This is a genomic window from Streptomyces sp. NPDC031466 (assembly GCF_055581265.1).
This window is the reverse complement of sequence record NZ_JBVIJT010000001.1, coordinates 500,041-517,057: the sequence shown is the minus strand read 5'-3', so window position 1 is coordinate 517,057 and position 17,017 is coordinate 500,041. Positions and strand designations below refer to the sequence as shown.

Genomic DNA, 17,017 nt, shown 5'->3' with positions numbered 1-17,017 from the left:
TGCCGGGCAGACGGCCTCGGCACCGGGGGCCGCGTTTCGGTCAGCGTGTTGCCGCGCGGCGTTGTCCTGTTCGCGCTCCTGTCCCCGCTTCGGGGCCCTGGCATGCTCGTGGGCCCACTCATGGGGTTCACCCGTCGAGCCGCAGAAGGAGCGAGGGACGCCTATGACCCAGTCGGGCGCGGACACCGGAGAGGCACCACGGGCTCCCTGGCAGTGGCGGGAGGAGGAATGGCGCCGGCACGTCGAGCGGGTGCGCGCGGGCCGCAGCCTCACACCGGACCGGTGGCCGCACGGCGCCAGGGCCGCGGTGGCGTTCTCCTTCGACCCCGACCACGAGACGATTCCGCTGCGGGACGGGGAGGTGATGCCGGGGAAGCTGTCGCAGGGCGAGTACGGGGCCCGGGTGGGCGTGCCGCGCATCCTCCGGCTGCTCGACCGGCACGCCCTGCCCGCGACGTTCTTCATGCCGGCCGTGTCCGCGCTGCTCCGCCCCGAGGAGGCCAGGGGCTATGTGGAAAGCGGTCACGAGGTCGCCCTCCACGGCTGGATCCACGAGCGCAACATGGAACTCGGCCGGCGGGACGAGCGGGAGCTGGCCTTCCGCTGCGCGGAGGTCCTCGAACAGCTCACCGGCCGGCGACCGGTGGGCATCCGCACGCCCTCCTGGGACTTCAGCGAGCACACGCTCGACATCACCCTGGAACTCGGCCTGTCCTACGACTCGTCGTTGATGGCCGACGACGACCCGTACGAGATCCTCGCCTACGGCGAACCGACGGGTCTGGTGGAGATCCCGCCCGAGTGGATCCGGGACGACGCCGTCTACTTCAACATGGACCGCTACAGCGCCGTGCGCCCGTACACGATGCCGCGGCACGTACTGGCGCTGTGGCGGGACGAGTTCGACGCCGCCTACGCCGAGGGCGGTCTTTTCCAGATCACCCTGCACCCCCATGTCATCGGCCACCGCTCACGCATCGTGCTCCTGGAGCAGCTGATGGAGCACGTCTGCGGGCGCGCCGACGTCTGGTACGCGACGCACGCGCAGGTCGCCGACCACGTGCGGCACCGGGCGGGGCTCGGTGACGGCCCTCCCGGGCGCGTGGGCGAGCCGCCGCGCTGACCTCCGGGCGCGGGACCGGTGACCGGCCGGTGTCACGTCCGTACGCACCGGGCCAGGACCGCGAGGACCCTGTCCGCCGAAGTGGGGCCGGGCGCCGACCACGCCGCCCGGCACGCCGCCCACAGGGCGTCCTCGGCGTCGCCCTGCCCCGTCAGCAGCAGTTCGCGCCCGCGCACGCTGCCTCGCCAGCCGCCGCACCGGTAGCCTCCGGCGTGTTCCTCGACGCGGCGTGCGGGAGCCAGCAGGCCGCGCAGGTCCGCCGCCAGATGCGTGGGCCGCCGCTGTTCCGGGGCGGTGAGCAGGTCCCGCGCGGTGGTGGCACCTGTGAGCACCACGAGGCTGTCGAAGCCCGCCCTGCGCGCGCCCTCCACGTCGGTGTCCAGCCGGTCGCCGACCATGAGGGGGCGCCGGGCGCCGGTGCGGGCCGCGCCCTCCCGCAGCAGCGCGGCGGACGGTTTGCCCGCCACCACGGGGACGGCGCCGGTGGCGGCCCGCACGACGTCGGCCAGAGCGCCGTTGCCCGGCGCCGTGCCGCGGTGCGTGGGCGCGTTCGGGTCGGCGTTGGTGACGATCCAGGGCACGCCGCGTCCCACGGCGTACGCGGCCTCGGCCAGTTCGCACCAGCTGACGGTCGGCGCGAAGCCCTGGACGACGCAGTGGGGGTCGTCGTCGGCCGAACGGACGGGCTCGAGGCCCTGCGCCCGCAGCGCGGTCAACAGCCCCTCGCCGCCGATGGCGAGGACCCGGACCACGCGGGGGCGCAGTTCGGCGGCGAGGCGGGCGGCGGCCTGGGCGGACGTCACCACGGCGTCCTCCGCCGCCGGCAGACCGAGCCGCCGCAGGTGCGCGCAGATCGCCCGGGGCGTCCGGTAGGCGTTGTTCGTGACGTAGGCCAGGCGCAAGCCCAGCGTCTCGGCGCGCGCCAGGGAGGGGGCGGCGTGCTCCACCGCGTGCGGCCCCACGTACACGACGCCGTCGAGATCGAGGAGCGCGGTGTCGTACACCTGCGCCAGCGGCGGGGGGAGTGGCTCGTCGGGCACGGCCAAGTGCCGGGTCATCGCACCGTCCTGGATCAGTCGGAGACCGCTCGGCAGGCGCCATCATGACAAGGGCGGACAACACGCACAATGCCCCGGCGGGTGCGGACCGGACACCGTCGTCCCAAGGCCACGACGTGGGCGGGTCACGGGCGTGCGCGCCGGGTACCGTGATCGGTCGCAGTCGTCCGTGAGGCGGGCCATGGCACTCCATGAGCAACCCCAGGACCGGACGCGGCCGAACGGCCTGCCACCCGAGGCCGTGGCGCTCGCTGCCCGCTGCGAGCAGAGAGTCGACGAGCTGGCCCGGCGCATGGCCCGCGGAGTGTTCGAGCAGCTGCGCGGATACGTCGACCTGCCCGCCGACGTCAGGGACGAGGAGATCGCGGCGACGGCCCGGCACGCGATGCGGATGTTCCTGCGCGGTGGTGCCGGGGGAGTCGGTGCCGGTGGGGCGGCGGTCTCAGGCGGCGGCGAGGGGTGTGTCCGCTGCCAGGGTGGGGCGGCGGGACACTGCGGGGCGCTCGGCCGCCGCCAGGATCTCGTCGGCAGCCGCGATCGCGTGGTTGATGGTGCGGGTCCCGGTCACCGCGCACAGCGTGCGGGTCACCTCTGCCAGCTCTCGCTGCCACGCCGCCCCGGGGTTCTCCGCCAGCGCGATGCGGGCGTTCGCATAGCGGGAGAGCAGGGTCCTCACTTGGCGGGACTCCGACTTCAACACGACCACACGTCCTTTCCAGGCTCTTGACTGCCGTACGTGTTCCCCGGTAACGCGCTTTCATGCCGAACCGGCCGTCGGTACGAGGGGTGCTACGCCTCGTCCGTGTCGGGGCGCCGGGCGGCGCGGCGCCGAAGGCGCAGCGGCAGCACGTACCAGCAGATGGCGAACCACAGCATGACCCCACCGACCAGGGCCTCCGCGAGGGGGCCGGTGATGACGGTGCGCAGAATCAGCAGGAGGGTGCAGCCGATGGTCAGCGCGAGGAGGACGATGCCGCACATCATCAGGCGCCCGGCGGTCTCCACCACCTCGTCCTTCATGCGCTGCCCCGACAGGAAGCGGTGCAGGGAGACGGGGGCGATCAGTGCTCCCGTGGCCGACGCGCCGAGAACCACGGTGATGACGTAGACGACCCGGTCGAACGTGCCCAGCTCCCGGAACAGGGGGGTGAACGCCACACTCAGCAGGAATCCGAAGAGGATCTGCACACCTGTCTGGGCGACGCGGGTCTCCTGGAGGATCTCGTTCCAGCGGCGATTGACCCTCTCGCGCGCCGGCTCGGGGCCCTCGCCGCTCCCAGCGCGCGGCCCCTCGCCGTGGTGGCACGGGCAGCCGGTGCCGTCCTCCTCGACCCGCTCGCCCGGTCGCTCCGTCATGCTCATGGCGTCCTCCCAGTTCCAGGGAAACCGGATGCCCCTTCGGGAGCCTTCCATGCAGGTCGCGTGCAGGTCGGGCGCGAGGCTACGGGCCGTCCGGGAGGCTACGGTGCCGTCACGGCCGCCTGCTCCCCCGCCGCCGTCGCGGTGGCCGGCTTCCCGTCCTGGACCTGCTGGAGACGCTTCAGCGTCGCGGCCAGCATGGCCTCGGTGCCGGTGGGGTCCTCGCCCGCGCCGGCGCCGCCCGACAGGCGCACCTCGATGACGGCCCTGCCGGAACGACTGATGCCCTGGATGTAGTCCTCGGTGCCGTTGGGGTCGATGAGCAGGGCGGCCTCGTCGCCGATGGGCTTGGAGGGCTTGTGCGGCTTGTCCTTGGAACCCCTCATCGCCGTGTAGACGGCGTGCGCGTCGGCGGGGCTTTCGAACAGGCAGATGTAGACATCGGCCATGTTGCGGGTGGACCCCTGGTACTCGTAGGACGCGTCCCCGCCGCGGACCCAGCCCTTCGGGGCGCCCTCCACGTCCTGACCGTTGCAGTACGTCGTCTTCATCACGCCCTTGTCGCCGTGCAGGGAGTACTCGGGCAGCGCCTCGCCGTCGCCCATGAGCGCCTGGGTGAGCGCGCCCTGGGGCAGGTCCCGCGTGATCGGCTTCGCCACCGCCGCCCGGCCCGCCTTCTTGCCGCCCCCGTCCCTGGCTTCCGCGTGATCCGCGGCACCGCCCGGCTTCTCGTCGGCGGAACAGGCGGTGAGAGTGAACGCGGCGAGAAGGGCTGTACCGGCGAGAGCGAGACGGCTGTGTGACATGAGCACACTCTATCCAGGGGTGATCATGGAACGGGCGCGGCGCCCACGAGGAGGCCATGGGCGGGCTTCATGTGCTTCGTGTGCTTCCTGTGTGCTCCGGGTGTCACATCCTCACCGGTGGGCAGGCATCCTGGCCTGCGCGGCACGGAAAACCCGGTACCGCTTCCATCGACAGGGCCAGGGACCATACTGGTCGGGTCCCGATCACCCACAGAACGACTCCATGGCCAAGAACAGCACCTCCTCGACCACCGTCCCCGACACCGCGTGGCTGGGGCGCGGGCGCCACCTCGGGCCCGAGCCCGAGCAGGACGTCCGGCGCAACCTCATCGCCCTCAAGGCGGCCGGGGTGCTCGACGACTACCTGGACCTCGACCCCGTCGAGGCGGCCCGCTCCACCGTCCTGCACCCGCGCGACGAGTCCGCCGACCCCGGTCCGTCGGCCCGCCGCCTGTTCGAGGCCCGCTGGCGCGTGACCGGCGACGTCACGGTGCGCGCCCAGCTGACCACGTACGACCCCGAGAGCCGCCGCAAGGACGGTGAGGGCGTCGCCTGGGTGCTCGCCGCCGAGGCGGAGCAGCCGTGGGACGCCCACTGGCTCTCGCCCGCCACGATGTTCTGGCCCGACAGCGACCGCGTCGCCTGGGACCACGACACGGTGCCGGGCGTCCGCCTGCGGACGACGAACCACCTGCCCAAGGACGACGACGAGCTGCGCCACCGGCTGCGGGACTGCACCCGGCAGAGCTGGTACATCCACGTCGTGGTGCACGAGGCGATGACGCCGGACGCGAGGGGCCAGCAGCCGGTCTCGACGTTCCTGCCGCCGAGCCTGCGGCACCGGGTGGTCGAGCACCGCGGCACACCGGAGCAGGCGCAGATCGCGGACTTCGCGATGAAGCGGGAGCTGGGCGTGCGGATGCCGCGCGGCGGCGGCGTCGTCCTGCCCACGGCCGGGCAGGGCCTGGAGTACGAGGCGGAGCGCTTCACGGTGCGCAGCGTCTTCCTGGACGGTTCGGAACCGACCGAACTCCTCGACAGGATCATGGAGTTCGTGGCGCTCCCGAGGCCGCTGCCCGCCGACGCCGAGCGGGCCTTGACGCGGTTGCGCCAGGGCTGGCACCTGCTCACGCCGGAAGAGGAGCTGGTGCACGCCCAGGGCATGGTCACCAAGTACGCCGAGGCTCTCGACGCCATGACGAAGTCCCGTGACCTCTACCAGGAGGCGGCCGAGGCGGCGATGGCCGCGCTGGCCGAGGCGACCGGCGGCGACGGCACGCCCCGGCCGGTGGCCGCGCCGGGTCCGGGCAAGACGGAAGGGTCCCCGCTGAGCGCACTCACGAAGGCTTTCGGCCGCTTCCGGGAACCGAAGAAGTAGGCGGGGCGGCGCGGCCGAGGCGAGCCCGTAGGGGGAGCGCGCCGGTTCACCCTCGCGCCGGGAAGCAGTCGGCGGCGGGCGTGAGAGGGGCGCCGTCCCAGGGGCTCGGGCCGGTGCCGTCGTGCCAGGCCCGCAGGTCCTCGCCGTTCACGCAGATGATGCCGCACTGCTGCGCGTACTCCAGGGCCGGGGCCGTGAAGTCGCTGGTCGTGACGAGTGCGGCGACGTCCGCCTCGTGCACGGTGAAGCAGGTGCCCCCGAAGCGCTGCAGGTCCTGCGAGCCGACCTTGTTGGTGTCGCCGTACCGCTTGCACTGGATGACCACGCGCCGCCCGTCGCCGGTCACCGCCACGACGTCCGCGCCCAAGTCGCAGGCCCCGCCCACCACTTCCACCTCCGTGCACTGGTCACGGGCGCACAGATCGGCTATGGCCTGCTCGAAACCGTCGGCGTCCAGGAGGGCGTAGTCGACCGGCGCGGCGGCCCGCACCTCTTCCTCCACGACGGTGGTCAACTGCTCGTCCACGGCGGTGAACTCCTCGTCCACCGGTGGGGCGGCAAGGTGCTCGGAGGCGTTCTCGGCCGCTTCCTCCAGCGCCTCGGCCGCGCGGCGCGCGTACCGCGCGGCGGAGAAGCGGCGCCACCGGGACCGGCACAGCAGCGCGGCGGCGACACCGACCATGACCAGGACGACGGCCCACAGCGGGCGGCTCTGCACGAGGTGCGCGGCGGTGCGGGCCAGGAACACCAGGACGCACAGGAGGACCGCGAGCAGCACGAAGAACAGGGCGGTCGCGCGCAGATCGAAACGCCGCCTGCGGTCGGGGCGGCGAACGGGGCGCGTGGGTATGGACATGGGACTCCCTTACGGGCTCACGAGGACGGGGTGAAGATCACCTCTCTACATGTGCCCAAGATCAACGTCCCTAAGAAGCGGCCCGGCCGTGGGCCGGCAGGGCCGCGTGCGGCAGCACCAGCGTGCCGCCGTCACCGGCGAACTCCGCCGCCGGCTCCACGAAATGCTCCTTGATCCGGGCGATGACCACCGGAGTGCGGCCCGTCACGACCTGCCCGATCGTCGCCACTCCCGAGGCGGGGCCGCTCCACCACTCCTCCGGGGTCGCCCCGTGGTCCCAGAGCAGGGTCTCGGAGCCGCCGTCGCGCAGTCCGGCGCGGTCCAGCAGCGCGGCCAGGCCCTGCTCGGTGCGAGGGAAGTCGTCCTCGGTGGCGAGGGGCGGCAGGTGAGCGGGACGGGTGACTCCCGCCGCCTGCACGGCCCTGCCGAGGAGGGCCTGGCCGGGCGCCGCGGGGCGCCCAGAATACGCGCAGAGCTTGGCGAAACTCCCCGCGTAGGCAGCGGCCTGTCCCGCCCACGCCTGCCGCTCGGCCGTGTCGAACGCGGTCCGGGTCATCGGACCGTCCCCTCCGGGCTCGTGGTCGGCGCTCGGCGACCGAGTCGCGCGGGGCGCTCAGCGGCCCCGGCGCACCTGTGCCGCCTTGCGGGCCTCGGCCAGTTTGCGGGCCTCGCCCGCCTTGCGGGACTTGCCGCCGGTGCCGCGGGCGGCGTCCTTGCTGGTGCCGAGGCCACGGAAGGGGGCGTTGACGTTCTTGGGCCGGGGTGTGGCGGGGCCGGCGTCGAGCGGGTTGCCGGAGGGTGCCTTGGCCCCGGTGATCCGGCTCAGCTCCGCCTCGCCCGAGCGCACCTTGGTGACCGACGGCTCGATGCCGGCCTCGGCCATCACACGGGCGGCCTCGCGGCGCTGGCCCGACAGGACCAGGGTGACGACGCGGCCGGACTCGCCGGCCCGCGCGGTGCGTCCCGCGCGGTGCAGGTAGTCCTTGGGGTCGGTGGGCGGGTCGACGTTGACCACCAGGTCGAGGTCGTCGACGTGCAGGCCCCGGGCCGCGACATTCGTCGCCACCAGGACGGTGACCTGGCCGCTCTTGAACTGACCGAGGGTCCGCGTGCGCTGCGGCTGCGACTTGCCGCTGTGCAGGGCCGCGGCGTGCACCCCGTTGGCCCGCAGATGGCGGGTGAGCTGGTCGACGGCGTGCTTGGTGTCCAGGAAGAGCAGCACCCGGCCGTCACGGGCGGCGATCTCCGTGGTGACCGCGTACCGGTCCGGCCCGTGCACGATCAGCAGATGGTGGTCCATCGTCGTCACCGCGCCCGCGGCGGGGTCCACGGAGTGCACGACGGGGTCGTGGAGGTAACGCCCGACCAGGTCGTCCACGTCGCGGTCCAAGGTGGCCGAGAACAGCATGCGCTGGCCGTCCGGGCGCACCTGGTCGAGCACCTCGGTGACCTGCGGCAGGAAGCCCAGGTCACACATCTGGTCGGCCTCGTCGAGGACGGTGATCCGGACCTTGTCCAGGCGGCAGGCCTTGCGCTCGACCAGGTCGTGCAGGCGGCCCGGGGTGGCGACGACGATCTCGGCGCCGTCGCGCAGCGCGGCGATCTGCCGGCCGATCGACATGCCGCCGACGACCGCGGCCATCCGCAGCCGCAGCGCCTCGGCGTACGGCGTGAGCGCTTCGGTGACCTGCTGGGCCAGCTCTCGGGTGGGCACGAGAACGAGGCCGAGCGGCTGCTTGGGCTCCGCGCGCCGCCGCGCCGTCCGCGTCAGCAGCGCCAGACCGAAGGCGAGCGTCTTGCCGGAGCCGGTGCGCCCGCGCCCCAGGACGTCGCGGCCCGCGAGGGCGCTGGGCAGCGTGGCCGCCTGGATCGGGAACGGCTCGCACACATCGAGCGCGGTGAGCGTCCGCAGCACCTCGGCCGGCAGTTCCATGTCGGCGAAGGAGACGGCAGGAGCGGCGGCGGACTCGGCGGCGGGGCTGCCGGTGAGGGCGTCGGAGGAGGTGTCGGGGCGGTCCGGGTGATGCACGAAGAGCCTTCCGCGAGGGGGACATACCGAGGAAGGCCCGGCAGGACACGTCGGCGCACGACCGGCACCGGCCGGGCGGGAGCGCCGGACGCCGCGTGCGCGCAAACGGTTAAGGGTAACACAGAGTGACGGGCGTGGGGGTGGCTGATCCACCGGTCGATCCGCCGGTCGCCTCACCGCAATGGAAGTGGCGGTTCCGGCCCAGAGCGGCGGCCCCGGCCCAGAGCGGCGGCCCCGGTCGGCAGGGGCATCCCGGGCAGAGGGAGACGGCCCGGGGCAGAGAGCGGGACGGCCCCGGCGGGGAGGGGGTCGGCTCCGAGGGGGAGGGTCGGCTCGGGCCGGGAGCGGGTCGGCGTGGGCCGGGAACCGTTCCGTCGTGGCATCGTGGTGTCATGACCATCGAAGTCCGTCCGGCTTCGCACTTCGAGGACGTTCGCGCCGTGCTCGGCCCGAAATCGCCCGGGGCCAACGTCTGCTGGTGTCTGAGCTACCGGCTCCCGGCCCGGCTGAACAACGCGCTGCGCGGGCCGGCCCGCGGTGAGTACCTCGCCGAACTCTGCCGCACGGGCCCGCCTCCGGGCGTCCTCGCCTACGACGGCGACGAGCCGGTGGGCTGGGCCGCCGTCGCGCCGCGCTCGGACACCTCCTTCGCGCGCAGCCGCGTCATCCCGCACATCGACGACCTGCCCGTCTGGTCCCTGCGGTGCGTCCGCGTACGGCCGGGGCACCGGAAGCAGGGCATCTCGCACGCCCTCATCACCGGCGCGGTCGAGTTCGCCCGCGCCCATGACGCCCCGGTGATCGAGGCGTACCCCCTGGACAGCGGCGACGCCAAGGTCGATCTGACGATGGCGTACGCCGGTATCCGGAAGAACTTCGAGCGCGCCGGGTTCGTCCACGCCGCCGACACCGACTCGGTGCTGGCCGGCCACCCCCGTGTCCTGATGCGGCTCGACCTGCGCCGAACCCGCCCGTAGCGAGGCCGGGCCCCCCTTCCCGGCCACGCGGCCTACGCTGTTTTCATGCGGCTGCTGCTGACCTCCGACACTCACGTGCCCGCCCGCGCCAAACGCCTCCCGGACGCCCTTCTCGCCGGCCTGGACGAGGCGGACGTGGTGGTCCACGCCGGTGACTGGATCGACGAGGCGACACTCGACCTCTTCGCCTCCCGTGCACGCCGCCTGATCGGCGTCTTCGGCAACAACGACGGGCCGCCGCTGCGCCGCCGCCTCCCGGAGGTCGCACGCGCGGAGCTGGCGGGAGTGCGGTTCGGTGTCGTGCACGAGACGGGCGCGGCCACCGGCCGGGAGCGCCGGTGCGCGGAACGCTTCCCGGACCTGGACGTCCTCGTGTTCGGACACAGCCACATTCCGTGGGACACGCGCGCGCCCGGCGGCCTGCGGTTGCTCAACCCGGGTTCACCCACCGACCGCAGGCGCCAGCCTTTCTGTACGTTCCTCACCCTGACCGTCGCGGACGGCGCCCTGCACGACGTGACACTGCACCGGTTGCCGCCCCGGTGACGCCCGGTCAGTAGCGGTGGCCCGGCCAGTGCGGGTCCTCCCACCGGGCGGGGCCGGTGAGCCCGACGAGGCGTATCCGGTGCAGCAGTTCGGCGTCGGCGCCATGGGCCCGCAGCCGCGCCGGGGCGTGCCGGACCAGCCAGTCCGCGAGCCCGGCGTGCAGGGCCCCCGCGTCCTCGGAGGTGTGCCAGGGGAGTTGGTCGCCCAGCAGGTCGTACTCCCACGAGGCGGCGGCCTCGGCCAGGTGCCGGTCGGCGGCGGGGTGCTCGACGGCTTCCCACACCGCGAGCCAGGGGTCGAGCGAGGCGGACGCCTCCACACACAGGGCGAACACCTCGTGCGCCGGAACAGCCGGGTCCGCATCCACCAGGGTGGCCGCCCACCAGGCATGCAGAAACTCCCATACCACCACGGTCTGCCGCGCCGGCCACAGCCGCCACCCGGCCCGGGCGAAGGCGCCCCCGACTTCGGCCATGCCGAACAGGGGCTCCACCTGGCCGGCGACCAACGCCCTGGCCAACTGCGGCAGAACGCGGCGCGTCACCGCGCCGGCGTCGGTCCAGTCGGTGGCGCTCCACGTGCGGTGGAGCAGGTCCGGGTCGAGTTCCACGTCCGGGACCTTCAGCAGGGCCAGCTCTTCCTCGCTGCCCCAATGGCAGGTGCACTGGGCCTCGTCGGCACGAGCGGTCATACCGCGAAAGGTGACCTCCACGCGGTCCAGCGCACGGTCGAGACGCTTCAGCGGGGCGGCGTCGTCGGAGATGATCGTCGTCGGCACAGGCAACCTCAAGAGGACTCCAGGCGGCTTCCACCGGCCGAAGATCCCCACATTACCCGCTCATGCCGTTGCTCCCTCAGGGGTGCAGGGCGGCCCAGGTGGCGGTGTCCACGACGCCCGTCACGGGCAGCGAGAACTGCCGTTGCAGATGCTCGACCGAGGCCCTGGTGACCTCTTCGAAGACGCCGGTCATGGGGACGTTCACGTAACGGTAGACCTCGTTGAGGATGCACTGGAGGTGGCGCACGCCCTCGCCCGTGCTTCCCGTCTGGAGGGTGGTGTGCCCGCCCAGGTACATGCACAGACGCCATTCGGTGCCGGTCGCCCCACTGGCCACCGGGGTGTGCGCGGCGACGGGACCGGCCGCCGACATCGCCAGGGCGGCGGCCGCCACGGCCACCCCCGCCGTCGTCCGTATCGTGTGTCGGGTCTGCCGTGTCGTGCGTACGCTCTTCATCGGGGCTCCTCCTCGCGCCGGAGCGGCGCCTGCTGATACCGGTCGGGACGGGACGGTTAGGGGATCGTGTTCAGTACCAGGGGCAGCGGGGCAGTCCGGGGGCGGGGTGTGACATGCCGGAGGGGATCGTCACGACCTCCGCGGGGACGTTGCCCCAGCCCTTGATGGTGGGCAGTTCACCCACCCGGTCACCCTGGGTGTAGTACCAGACGTTGTTGCCCTGGGTGTCCCTGGGGCCGATGGTGTAGCAGGTGAACCAGGACGGGGACAGGCGCAGCCAGCCGGTGATCGGCGCGTCGAACGTGGGCCTGCCGTACACGTCCGACGGCAGGTTGTCGCAGTACAGCGCCTTGGTGAACGTATTGCCGATGGAGTCCCGGAGGTTGAGGCCCTCCTGCAGGGCACAGGTGCCCCGCTCACCGGCGCTCGCGGGCGCGGTCGACAGGGGAAGGAACAGCAGCACCCCGGCGGCCGCGGCGGCGGCGGCCGCCCGTGGCGAGGTGCGTGGCAGGAACGGTCTTCGTCTCATGGCGTACTCCTGAAGGATCGTCAGGTGCCGGAAGGGGAGGGAAGAGGGAAGGGGAGGGAAGGGGGGGGCGAGAGAGCGAGTGGGGGAGGGGAGCGATGCCGGGGACGGCGCCGGTCACGACCAGGAGCACTTCGCCAGGCCGGGGAAGGGGTGCTGGGGTGCCTTCACCGCCACCGCCGGCATGTAGCCCCACGCCTTGACGGTGGGGGAGGCCACGATCTGATCGCCCTGGGTGTAGTACCAGATGTTGTTGCCCATGTAGTCGGAGCCTTCTTTCCAGCACACGAACCAGCGCGGGCTGTACAGCATCTTGCCGACCACCGGGCTGGTCGAGCGGGACTGGATGCGCACCGAGCCGGGGGTGAGGTCGCACCACATGTCCCCGGTGAAGTGCATGTTGGTCCAGTCCACGTGCGCCTCGCCGGCCCGCAGCCAGCACACCGGTTCCACGTCGGTCGCGGCGGACGCGGGCGCGGTCAGCGCCCCGCACATCAGCGCGGCGGCGGCGAACGGGCCCACGGCGCCGCGCAGTCGACGCAGCCGGCCCCCGGGTCTTCCCCTCATGGTGAGCACACCCCTCGTCTCGGTCGACCTCGTGCCGGTCGGCACATCCGTCCGATTCCGGCGGTACGGGCCCGATGGTGACCGCCGCGCCTGACACGCTGCTGACGAACCGGCCCGCCCACCACGTCACCGCCCGGTCCTCGGCGCCGGACGGCCTCCGCGCCCGCGAGGTGGACTCGGTCCGCCGGCCCGACGCTGGGGGGGGGCAACGGGCGCGCCGGAACCGTCGCGGGGGCCGGGCATCTGGCGCAAAACGGTCCTGACGCCCGGTCGGAGGGGACTCGGTCACCGTGACAGGAACCGACGTGACGCGTTGGCACTCATGCTCCATGGGTGACGGGGGCAGCGCGCAGTGATCGCTTCTCCCCGGCCCGCACGGCACACCGCACGCGTGCGCCGTTTCCTGCAGAGTCGAGAACGAGGAACCCACGTGCCCCTGCTGACACACAGACGTCTGGCCACGAGCGCCACCCTGATCGCCGCCCTCGCGGGCGTCATCACCCCCGCCACCGCCGCCTCCGCGGCCCCGGCGGCCCCCACGGCACCCGCCCGCACCACGGCCCCCGCCGACCCCGCCCCCGACATGGACGGCGTGAGCGCGGCCCTGAAGGCCGCCATGGCCAACGGCGCCCCGGGCGCGATGGCCCGCTTCACCGGTCCCGACGGCGTCCGCACGCGCACGGCCGGCGTCCGTGACCGCGTCTCCAGCGAGGCCATGAGCACCCGGGCACGCTTCCGCATCGGCAGCGTCAGCAAGACCTTCTCCAGCGTCGTGCTGCTCCAACTGGTCGACGAGGGGCGGCTGGAACTCGACGCGCCGGTCAACCGCTACCTCCCCGGCCTGCTGCCCGACGACCGCATCACGGTCCGCCACCTGCTCACCCACCGCAGCGGCCTGGCCGACTACACCGACGCCATGTTCGCCAAGACCGTGCCCGGCTTCGAAGCGGTGCGCAACCGCGTCTTCACCTACAAGGAACTGGTCGACCTCTCCCTGGCCGAGCCCCGCACCACCGAGCCCGGGGCGGCCTACAAGTACTCCAACACCAACTTCGTCGTCGTCGGCATGCTCATCGAGAAGGCCACGGGGACCTCGGTCGCCCAGCAGTACGAGCGGCGCGTCTTCAAGCCGTTGAACCTGCGCAACACCTCGTACGTCCACCCGCAGACCCAGATCACGGGTGTGCACGTACGCGGCTACCTCCACCCGGACGAGGCGGGGGCACCGCTCGTCGACTCCACGGAGCAGACCGTCTCCTGGGCCCAGTCGGCCGGCGCGGTCATCTCCGACCCCGCTGACCTCAACACCTTCACGACCGCGCTGATGCGGGGCAAACTGCTCTCGCCCCGGATGCTGGACGCCATGACCACCGTCACCCCGACGGACACCACCCAGACCCGCTTCTACGGGCTCGGGCTGCGCCGCTACGACCTGTCCTGCGGCGCCCAGGTGTACGGGCACACCGGCACCGTCCAGGGTTACTACACGTACGCCTTCGCCACCCGCGACGGCCGGCGCTCGCTCTCCGCCATGGCGAACACCTCGAACCGGGGTGCCGCGAACACGGCGCTCGGCGGGACGCTGGAGGCGGCCTTCTGCGGAAAGAAGCCCGCACCCGCGACCTCGTCCACCACGGCGCCGCGCGCACTCACCACCCTGCCCGCGGAGGCGGACCTGCCCGAGCGCCGCTGACCGCCGGCAGGGGCGGTCACGAGCCCCTGCGGACAGGACACGCGGACGCCGGCGAGGGCGAGGCCGCGGGAGTCCCGGCCCGCGCTCCGAGTTGGCCGAGAATCTCGACGGAGAGCAGGTCCTCCTTGCCCTTGAAGGCGTCCGCGACCGTCGGATCGGTGGGGAAGACCATTTCCGCCGAGACGTTGTCCTGAACGATCCGGGCGAGATTGTCCAGGGCGACGAAGACCGGGTCGCGCGGCACCTCGACCGTCGGCAGATCGATCAGATGGGTGGCGACCTTCGCCGGATCCATGCATCGCCTGATGATGATCGACGCCTGGTTCAGTTCGGACGTCGTCCAGATCGACAGCACGACCGTGTACAGGTCCTTCCAGGCCTTCTCGCCGAGGGTCTCCCGCCATACGCGCAGGAGACCCTCCACGCCGGAGATCTGTGCCGCGGCCGCGTACTCCATGTTCGTGCGGATACTGGGATACGCCTTGGCCGAGAACTCCTCGAACGACGCCATGTCGAAGCCCCCGCTCCGCACGGAATCGCGGATGAACGCCAGTGCCAGGTCGAGGATCCTCCCGCAGGCGTCCTCGAATCGCCGTGGCATGTGGGCGTCGCCGAGCTGCCGGCGCGCGGTGGTCAGGGTGGCGGCGTAATCCTGGAGCGGGCCGATCCAGCCCGCCGAGCGGGGCCCCTCGAAGGCGACCATGCCCAGGTCGTGGGGGTCGATACGCCCCGCAGCGGGATGGTGGGGCACCTTGTCGCTCAAGTACGCGGCAAGGATGGAGAAGATGCCCTGGGGCACGTGACTGATCGACTTCGCCAGCTCGAACAGCTCGGGCACCGGGGTGACGGACTCCTGCGGGTGGCCGTCGCGGATGAGGGTGAACCTGCCGCCGGTCGCATCGTTCTGGACGACGATGACGGGGCTCAGGCGGTGGATCAGCTCGGACTTGAGTGCGGCATAGCTCGCGCGCATGCCGACGTTGGCCGCGCGGATCGCGTCGCGCGCCTGCCGCTCGGTGTCTGCCGCCCCGCTCGCCCGCGCGGCGGCGGACGCCGGCGGCGTGGCGCCGAAGAGGGTCGCGGCACCCGCCGCCGACACCCCGTCGATGAAGCCCCGGCGTGTGACCATTCCCGTCCTCCCCACACGAGCCCCGGGGCGTCGCGCTGCCGCTCCGCCCCGGGGTTGGTGCGGCACCCGTTCCCCGACCGGTCGGACGGGTCAGGGCCGGTAGTACCGCACGCACTTGAGCGGGTTCGCGTTCGCGTCGTCGATGCAGACGATGACGGACGCGGCCCCACCGGCCACATCCGCGGGGATTCCGACATTGATCGCATACGTCGTGTCGCACTTGGTGCTGGTGCTCACTTCACCGCGCTTGACGTTGTTGGCATCGTAAGCGCCGAACCACGCCCTGCGGCAGCCGACGGCCCGGAGTGTCCCGCTGAAACCGACCGATCGGTTGTACCAGGTCAGGGTGCCGCGGACGTAGCTGGCCCCGTAGGTGACGTCGACGGGAGTGGTCGGATAGGCGGTGGTCTGCGCGCTGACGGCGGGAGCGCCCAGCAAGGCGCCCGCGGTCAGCACGGCGGAACCGAGGGCGGCGGCGAGAGGAGTCTTCATGCGCTCTCCAAGGGGGAGGTGGGATGGGTCCGTTGCGGCTTCACATCCTGGGAGTCCTGCCGCCTGCGGCCCACCTCTTAAGTCATGGCTTAAGGCCTCCGCGGGCCCGGGGTCTCACGGTTCCGTCGGGACACCCGTCCGCAGCAGGGCAAGGCCGAGCGGGGTGATGCGGTGCAGCACGGAGCCGCCCCGGCGGCTGGTGGTGATGAGGTCCGCGTTCCGCAGCACCGTCGCGTGCTGACTGGCGGCGGCGGCCGTGACGTTCAGGCGGCGGGCCAGTTCACTCGTCGTGCAGCCCTCCGCCGTCACGCGCAGGGCGGCAGCCCGCGTGCGGCCCAGCAGGGACTCCAGGTTGCGCAGGGTGGAACCGTCCGCCTCCGCCGGCCCGGTACCGGTCAGCGACCGGCGGAGAGCCGGCACGGTCAGTCGGGGCGGCTGCGCGGTGTCGAGCGGGTCCCACAGAAAGCTCACCGGACGCTTGGAGAAGATCGTGGGCGTGATGATCAGCCCCCTGCCTTGCAGCCGCACCTCGACCCGGCGCGGGTAGGGCGCCTCCAGCACCGGCGGACACCAGCGGACCAGGGGCGGGCAGATCGAACGCAGCAACAGATCGACGCCTCCCTCCAGCACCAGGTTCGCGCACCGGGTGGACAACGCGACCAGCTCGGAACGCCCTTGGTGCCAGTAGGGCTCCACGGTCAGCCGATGGCAGGCGCGCACCCCCTCGGCGAGCTCCCGTACCGCCTCCCGGTCGCCCTCGGACACCCGCCTGGCCCACGGCAGGTGCGCCGGGTGGAAGTCGAGGCCCTCGATCTCGCGTCGCAGCCGGGACACCGGGGCATGCAGCAGGTTGTCCACCGCGTGGTCCAGCAGAGGCACATCACCCGCCAGCGCCAGCAGGTCGAGCCCGGGACCCCGCACCGGGACCAGCGACGTCAAAGGGCGTGTGTCCGCCCCCATCCGGCCCGCGACCGCCGACCGCCACGAGCGGAAGTGGGGCAGCTCCCGCTTCTCCCGCAGCAGCTCCAGGCTGAAGTAGACCTCCGCCGCGACACCGATCGTCGCGGCCACCCGGGTCCGGGCGAGGTCTTGCGCGGTGAAGTGAATGCGTAACACCGACCGGCCCCCCTGCCGCCGAAGTGGAGCGCGCGAGCATACCTCCAGCATGCCCCAACCCGGCGCGCCCCACCGGGACTTCAGGCCCGGGTGGCTCCCGCGCTCACCGGGCGACGCCGTTCACCAG

At 72.6% G+C, this 17,017-nt stretch carries 19 protein-coding genes; 5 read left to right on the top strand and 14 right to left on the bottom strand.

Features of this window, described 5'->3' with window-relative positions; translation table 11 throughout:
- Nucleotides 1-163 precede the first annotated feature (163 nt).
- Complete coding sequence (locus ACZ5GP_RS01910; RefSeq protein ID WP_468748893.1) at nt 164-1,123, top strand: polysaccharide deacetylase family protein; 960 nt, start codon at nt 164-166, stop codon at nt 1,121-1,123.
- 32 nt (nt 1,124-1,155) lie between these two features.
- Here ACZ5GP_RS01910 and ACZ5GP_RS01905 read toward each other — a convergent pair whose 3' ends face one another.
- The 4 genes from ACZ5GP_RS01905 to ACZ5GP_RS01890 form a co-directional block, all read right to left on the bottom strand.
- The gene (locus ACZ5GP_RS01905; RefSeq protein ID WP_468748892.1) at nt 1,156-2,181 is read right to left on the bottom strand and encodes an HAD-IIA family hydrolase; all 1,026 of its coding nucleotides are present in this window, start codon (nt 2,179-2,181) and stop codon (nt 1,156-1,158) included.
- 442 nt (nt 2,182-2,623) lie between these two features.
- Nucleotides 2,624-2,881, bottom strand: a complete 258-nt coding sequence (locus ACZ5GP_RS01900) for a DUF5133 domain-containing protein (RefSeq protein WP_468748891.1) — start codon at nt 2,879-2,881, stop codon at nt 2,624-2,626.
- 89 nt (nt 2,882-2,970) lie between these two features.
- Entirely contained in the window at nt 2,971-3,543 is a 573-nt protein-coding gene (locus ACZ5GP_RS01895) for a DUF6328 family protein (protein WP_468748890.1), read from the bottom strand.
- Between the two features lie 98 nt (nt 3,544-3,641).
- Nucleotides 3,642-4,346, bottom strand: a complete 705-nt coding sequence (locus ACZ5GP_RS01890; protein ID WP_468748889.1) for a hypothetical protein — start codon at nt 4,344-4,346, stop codon at nt 3,642-3,644.
- Nucleotides 4,347-4,569: 223 nt separating this feature from the next.
- Between ACZ5GP_RS01890 and ACZ5GP_RS01885 the strand changes: the two genes are divergently transcribed.
- Complete coding sequence (locus ACZ5GP_RS01885) at nt 4,570-5,724, top strand: hypothetical protein (RefSeq protein ID WP_468748888.1); 1,155 nt, start codon at nt 4,570-4,572, stop codon at nt 5,722-5,724.
- Between the two features lie 46 nt (nt 5,725-5,770).
- Here the strand turns inward: ACZ5GP_RS01885 and ACZ5GP_RS01880 are convergent, their stop codons facing one another.
- From ACZ5GP_RS01880 to ACZ5GP_RS01870, 3 genes are all read right to left on the bottom strand, one after another.
- Nucleotides 5,771-6,580: a restriction endonuclease gene (locus ACZ5GP_RS01880; RefSeq protein ID WP_468748887.1), complete on the bottom strand. Its 810-nt coding sequence runs from the start codon at nt 6,578-6,580 to the stop codon at nt 5,771-5,773.
- A gap of 70 nt (nt 6,581-6,650) precedes the next feature.
- A complete protein-coding gene (locus ACZ5GP_RS01875; protein ID WP_468748886.1) occupies nt 6,651-7,136 on the bottom strand; it encodes a hypothetical protein in 486 nt (161 codons plus the stop codon).
- A gap of 57 nt (nt 7,137-7,193) precedes the next feature.
- Nucleotides 7,194-8,609 carry a DEAD/DEAH box helicase gene (locus tag ACZ5GP_RS01870; protein WP_468748885.1) on the bottom strand — a complete coding sequence of 472 codons (1,416 nt, stop codon included), beginning with the start codon at nt 8,607-8,609 and terminating at the stop codon, nt 7,194-7,196.
- Nucleotides 8,610-9,001: 392 nt separating this feature from the next.
- Between ACZ5GP_RS01870 and ACZ5GP_RS01865 the strand changes: the two genes are divergently transcribed.
- Both ACZ5GP_RS01865 and ACZ5GP_RS01860 read left to right on the top strand, forming a co-directional pair.
- Nucleotides 9,002-9,586, top strand: a complete 585-nt coding sequence (locus ACZ5GP_RS01865; RefSeq protein ID WP_468748884.1) for a GNAT family N-acetyltransferase — start codon at nt 9,002-9,004, stop codon at nt 9,584-9,586.
- Nucleotides 9,587-9,631: 45 nt separating this feature from the next.
- Nucleotides 9,632-10,132, top strand: coding sequence for a metallophosphoesterase family protein (locus ACZ5GP_RS01860; RefSeq protein WP_468748883.1), 501 nt, complete (start codon nt 9,632-9,634; stop codon nt 10,130-10,132).
- A gap of 7 nt (nt 10,133-10,139) precedes the next feature.
- Here ACZ5GP_RS01860 and ACZ5GP_RS01855 read toward each other — a convergent pair whose 3' ends face one another.
- From ACZ5GP_RS01855 to ACZ5GP_RS01840, 4 genes are all read right to left on the bottom strand, one after another.
- Nucleotides 10,140-10,910, bottom strand: coding sequence for a hypothetical protein (locus tag ACZ5GP_RS01855; protein ID WP_468748882.1), 771 nt, complete (start codon nt 10,908-10,910; stop codon nt 10,140-10,142).
- A gap of 76 nt (nt 10,911-10,986) precedes the next feature.
- On the bottom strand, nt 10,987-11,367 hold the full coding sequence (locus tag ACZ5GP_RS01850) for a peptidoglycan-binding domain-containing protein (RefSeq protein WP_468748881.1): 381 nt from the start codon (nt 11,365-11,367) through the stop codon (nt 10,987-10,989).
- 70 nt (nt 11,368-11,437) lie between these two features.
- Complete coding sequence (locus tag ACZ5GP_RS01845) at nt 11,438-11,896, bottom strand: hypothetical protein (protein ID WP_468748880.1); 459 nt, start codon at nt 11,894-11,896, stop codon at nt 11,438-11,440.
- Nucleotides 11,897-12,010: 114 nt separating this feature from the next.
- Nucleotides 12,011-12,460: a hypothetical protein gene (locus ACZ5GP_RS01840; RefSeq protein WP_468748879.1), complete on the bottom strand. Its 450-nt coding sequence runs from the start codon at nt 12,458-12,460 to the stop codon at nt 12,011-12,013.
- 430 nt (nt 12,461-12,890) lie between these two features.
- Between ACZ5GP_RS01840 and ACZ5GP_RS01835 the strand changes: the two genes are divergently transcribed.
- Nucleotides 12,891-14,153, top strand: a complete 1,263-nt coding sequence (locus tag ACZ5GP_RS01835) for a serine hydrolase domain-containing protein (protein ID WP_468748878.1) — start codon at nt 12,891-12,893, stop codon at nt 14,151-14,153.
- A 16-nt stretch (nt 14,154-14,169) separates the two neighbouring features.
- Here the strand turns inward: ACZ5GP_RS01835 and ACZ5GP_RS01830 are convergent, their stop codons facing one another.
- The 3 genes from ACZ5GP_RS01830 to ACZ5GP_RS01820 all read right to left on the bottom strand — a co-directional run bounded on the left by ACZ5GP_RS01830 (nt 14,170) and on the right by ACZ5GP_RS01820 (nt 16,890).
- Nucleotides 14,170-15,282 carry a hypothetical protein gene (locus tag ACZ5GP_RS01830; protein ID WP_468748877.1) on the bottom strand — a complete coding sequence of 371 codons (1,113 nt, stop codon included), beginning with the start codon at nt 15,280-15,282 and terminating at the stop codon, nt 14,170-14,172.
- Nucleotides 15,283-15,372: 90 nt separating this feature from the next.
- Nucleotides 15,373-15,774, bottom strand: coding sequence for a hypothetical protein (locus tag ACZ5GP_RS01825; protein WP_361080340.1), 402 nt, complete (start codon nt 15,772-15,774; stop codon nt 15,373-15,375).
- Nucleotides 15,775-15,888: 114 nt separating this feature from the next.
- The gene (locus ACZ5GP_RS01820; RefSeq protein WP_468748876.1) at nt 15,889-16,890 is read right to left on the bottom strand and encodes an ArsR/SmtB family transcription factor; all 1,002 of its coding nucleotides are present in this window, start codon (nt 16,888-16,890) and stop codon (nt 15,889-15,891) included.
- Nucleotides 16,891-17,017 lie beyond the last annotated feature (127 nt).

What these genes read in the sequence shown, in the direction of transcription:
- ACZ5GP_RS01910 (WP_468748893.1), top strand. Translation starts at nt 164, where the DNA reads ATGACCCAGTCGGGCGCGGACACCGGAGAGGCACCACGGGCTCCCTGG.
- ACZ5GP_RS01845 (WP_468748880.1), bottom strand. Translation starts at nt 11,896, where the DNA reads ATGAGACGAAGACCGTTCCTGCCACGCACCTCGCCACGGGCGGCCGCC.
- ACZ5GP_RS01860 (WP_468748883.1), top strand. Translation starts at nt 9,632, where the DNA reads ATGCGGCTGCTGCTGACCTCCGACACTCACGTGCCCGCCCGCGCCAAA.
- ACZ5GP_RS01865 (WP_468748884.1), top strand. Translation starts at nt 9,002, where the DNA reads ATGACCATCGAAGTCCGTCCGGCTTCGCACTTCGAGGACGTTCGCGCC.
- ACZ5GP_RS01890 (WP_468748889.1), bottom strand. Translation starts at nt 4,346, where the DNA reads ATGTCACACAGCCGTCTCGCTCTCGCCGGTACAGCCCTTCTCGCCGCG.
- ACZ5GP_RS01830 (WP_468748877.1), bottom strand. Translation starts at nt 15,282, where the DNA reads ATGGTCACACGCCGGGGCTTCATCGACGGGGTGTCGGCGGCGGGTGCC.
- ACZ5GP_RS01905 (WP_468748892.1), bottom strand. Translation starts at nt 2,181, where the DNA reads ATGACCCGGCACTTGGCCGTGCCCGACGAGCCACTCCCCCCGCCGCTG.
- ACZ5GP_RS01880 (WP_468748887.1), bottom strand. Translation starts at nt 6,580, where the DNA reads ATGTCCATACCCACGCGCCCCGTTCGCCGCCCCGACCGCAGGCGGCGT.
- ACZ5GP_RS01885 (WP_468748888.1), top strand. Translation starts at nt 4,570, where the DNA reads ATGGCCAAGAACAGCACCTCCTCGACCACCGTCCCCGACACCGCGTGG.
- ACZ5GP_RS01825 (WP_361080340.1), bottom strand. Translation starts at nt 15,774, where the DNA reads ATGAAGACTCCTCTCGCCGCCGCCCTCGGTTCCGCCGTGCTGACCGCG.
- ACZ5GP_RS01895 (WP_468748890.1), bottom strand. Translation starts at nt 3,543, where the DNA reads ATGAGCATGACGGAGCGACCGGGCGAGCGGGTCGAGGAGGACGGCACC.
- ACZ5GP_RS01850 (WP_468748881.1), bottom strand. Translation starts at nt 11,367, where the DNA reads ATGAAGAGCGTACGCACGACACGGCAGACCCGACACACGATACGGACG.
- ACZ5GP_RS01840 (WP_468748879.1), bottom strand. Translation starts at nt 12,460, where the DNA reads ATGAGGGGAAGACCCGGGGGCCGGCTGCGTCGACTGCGCGGCGCCGTG.
- ACZ5GP_RS01875 (WP_468748886.1), bottom strand. Translation starts at nt 7,136, where the DNA reads ATGACCCGGACCGCGTTCGACACGGCCGAGCGGCAGGCGTGGGCGGGA.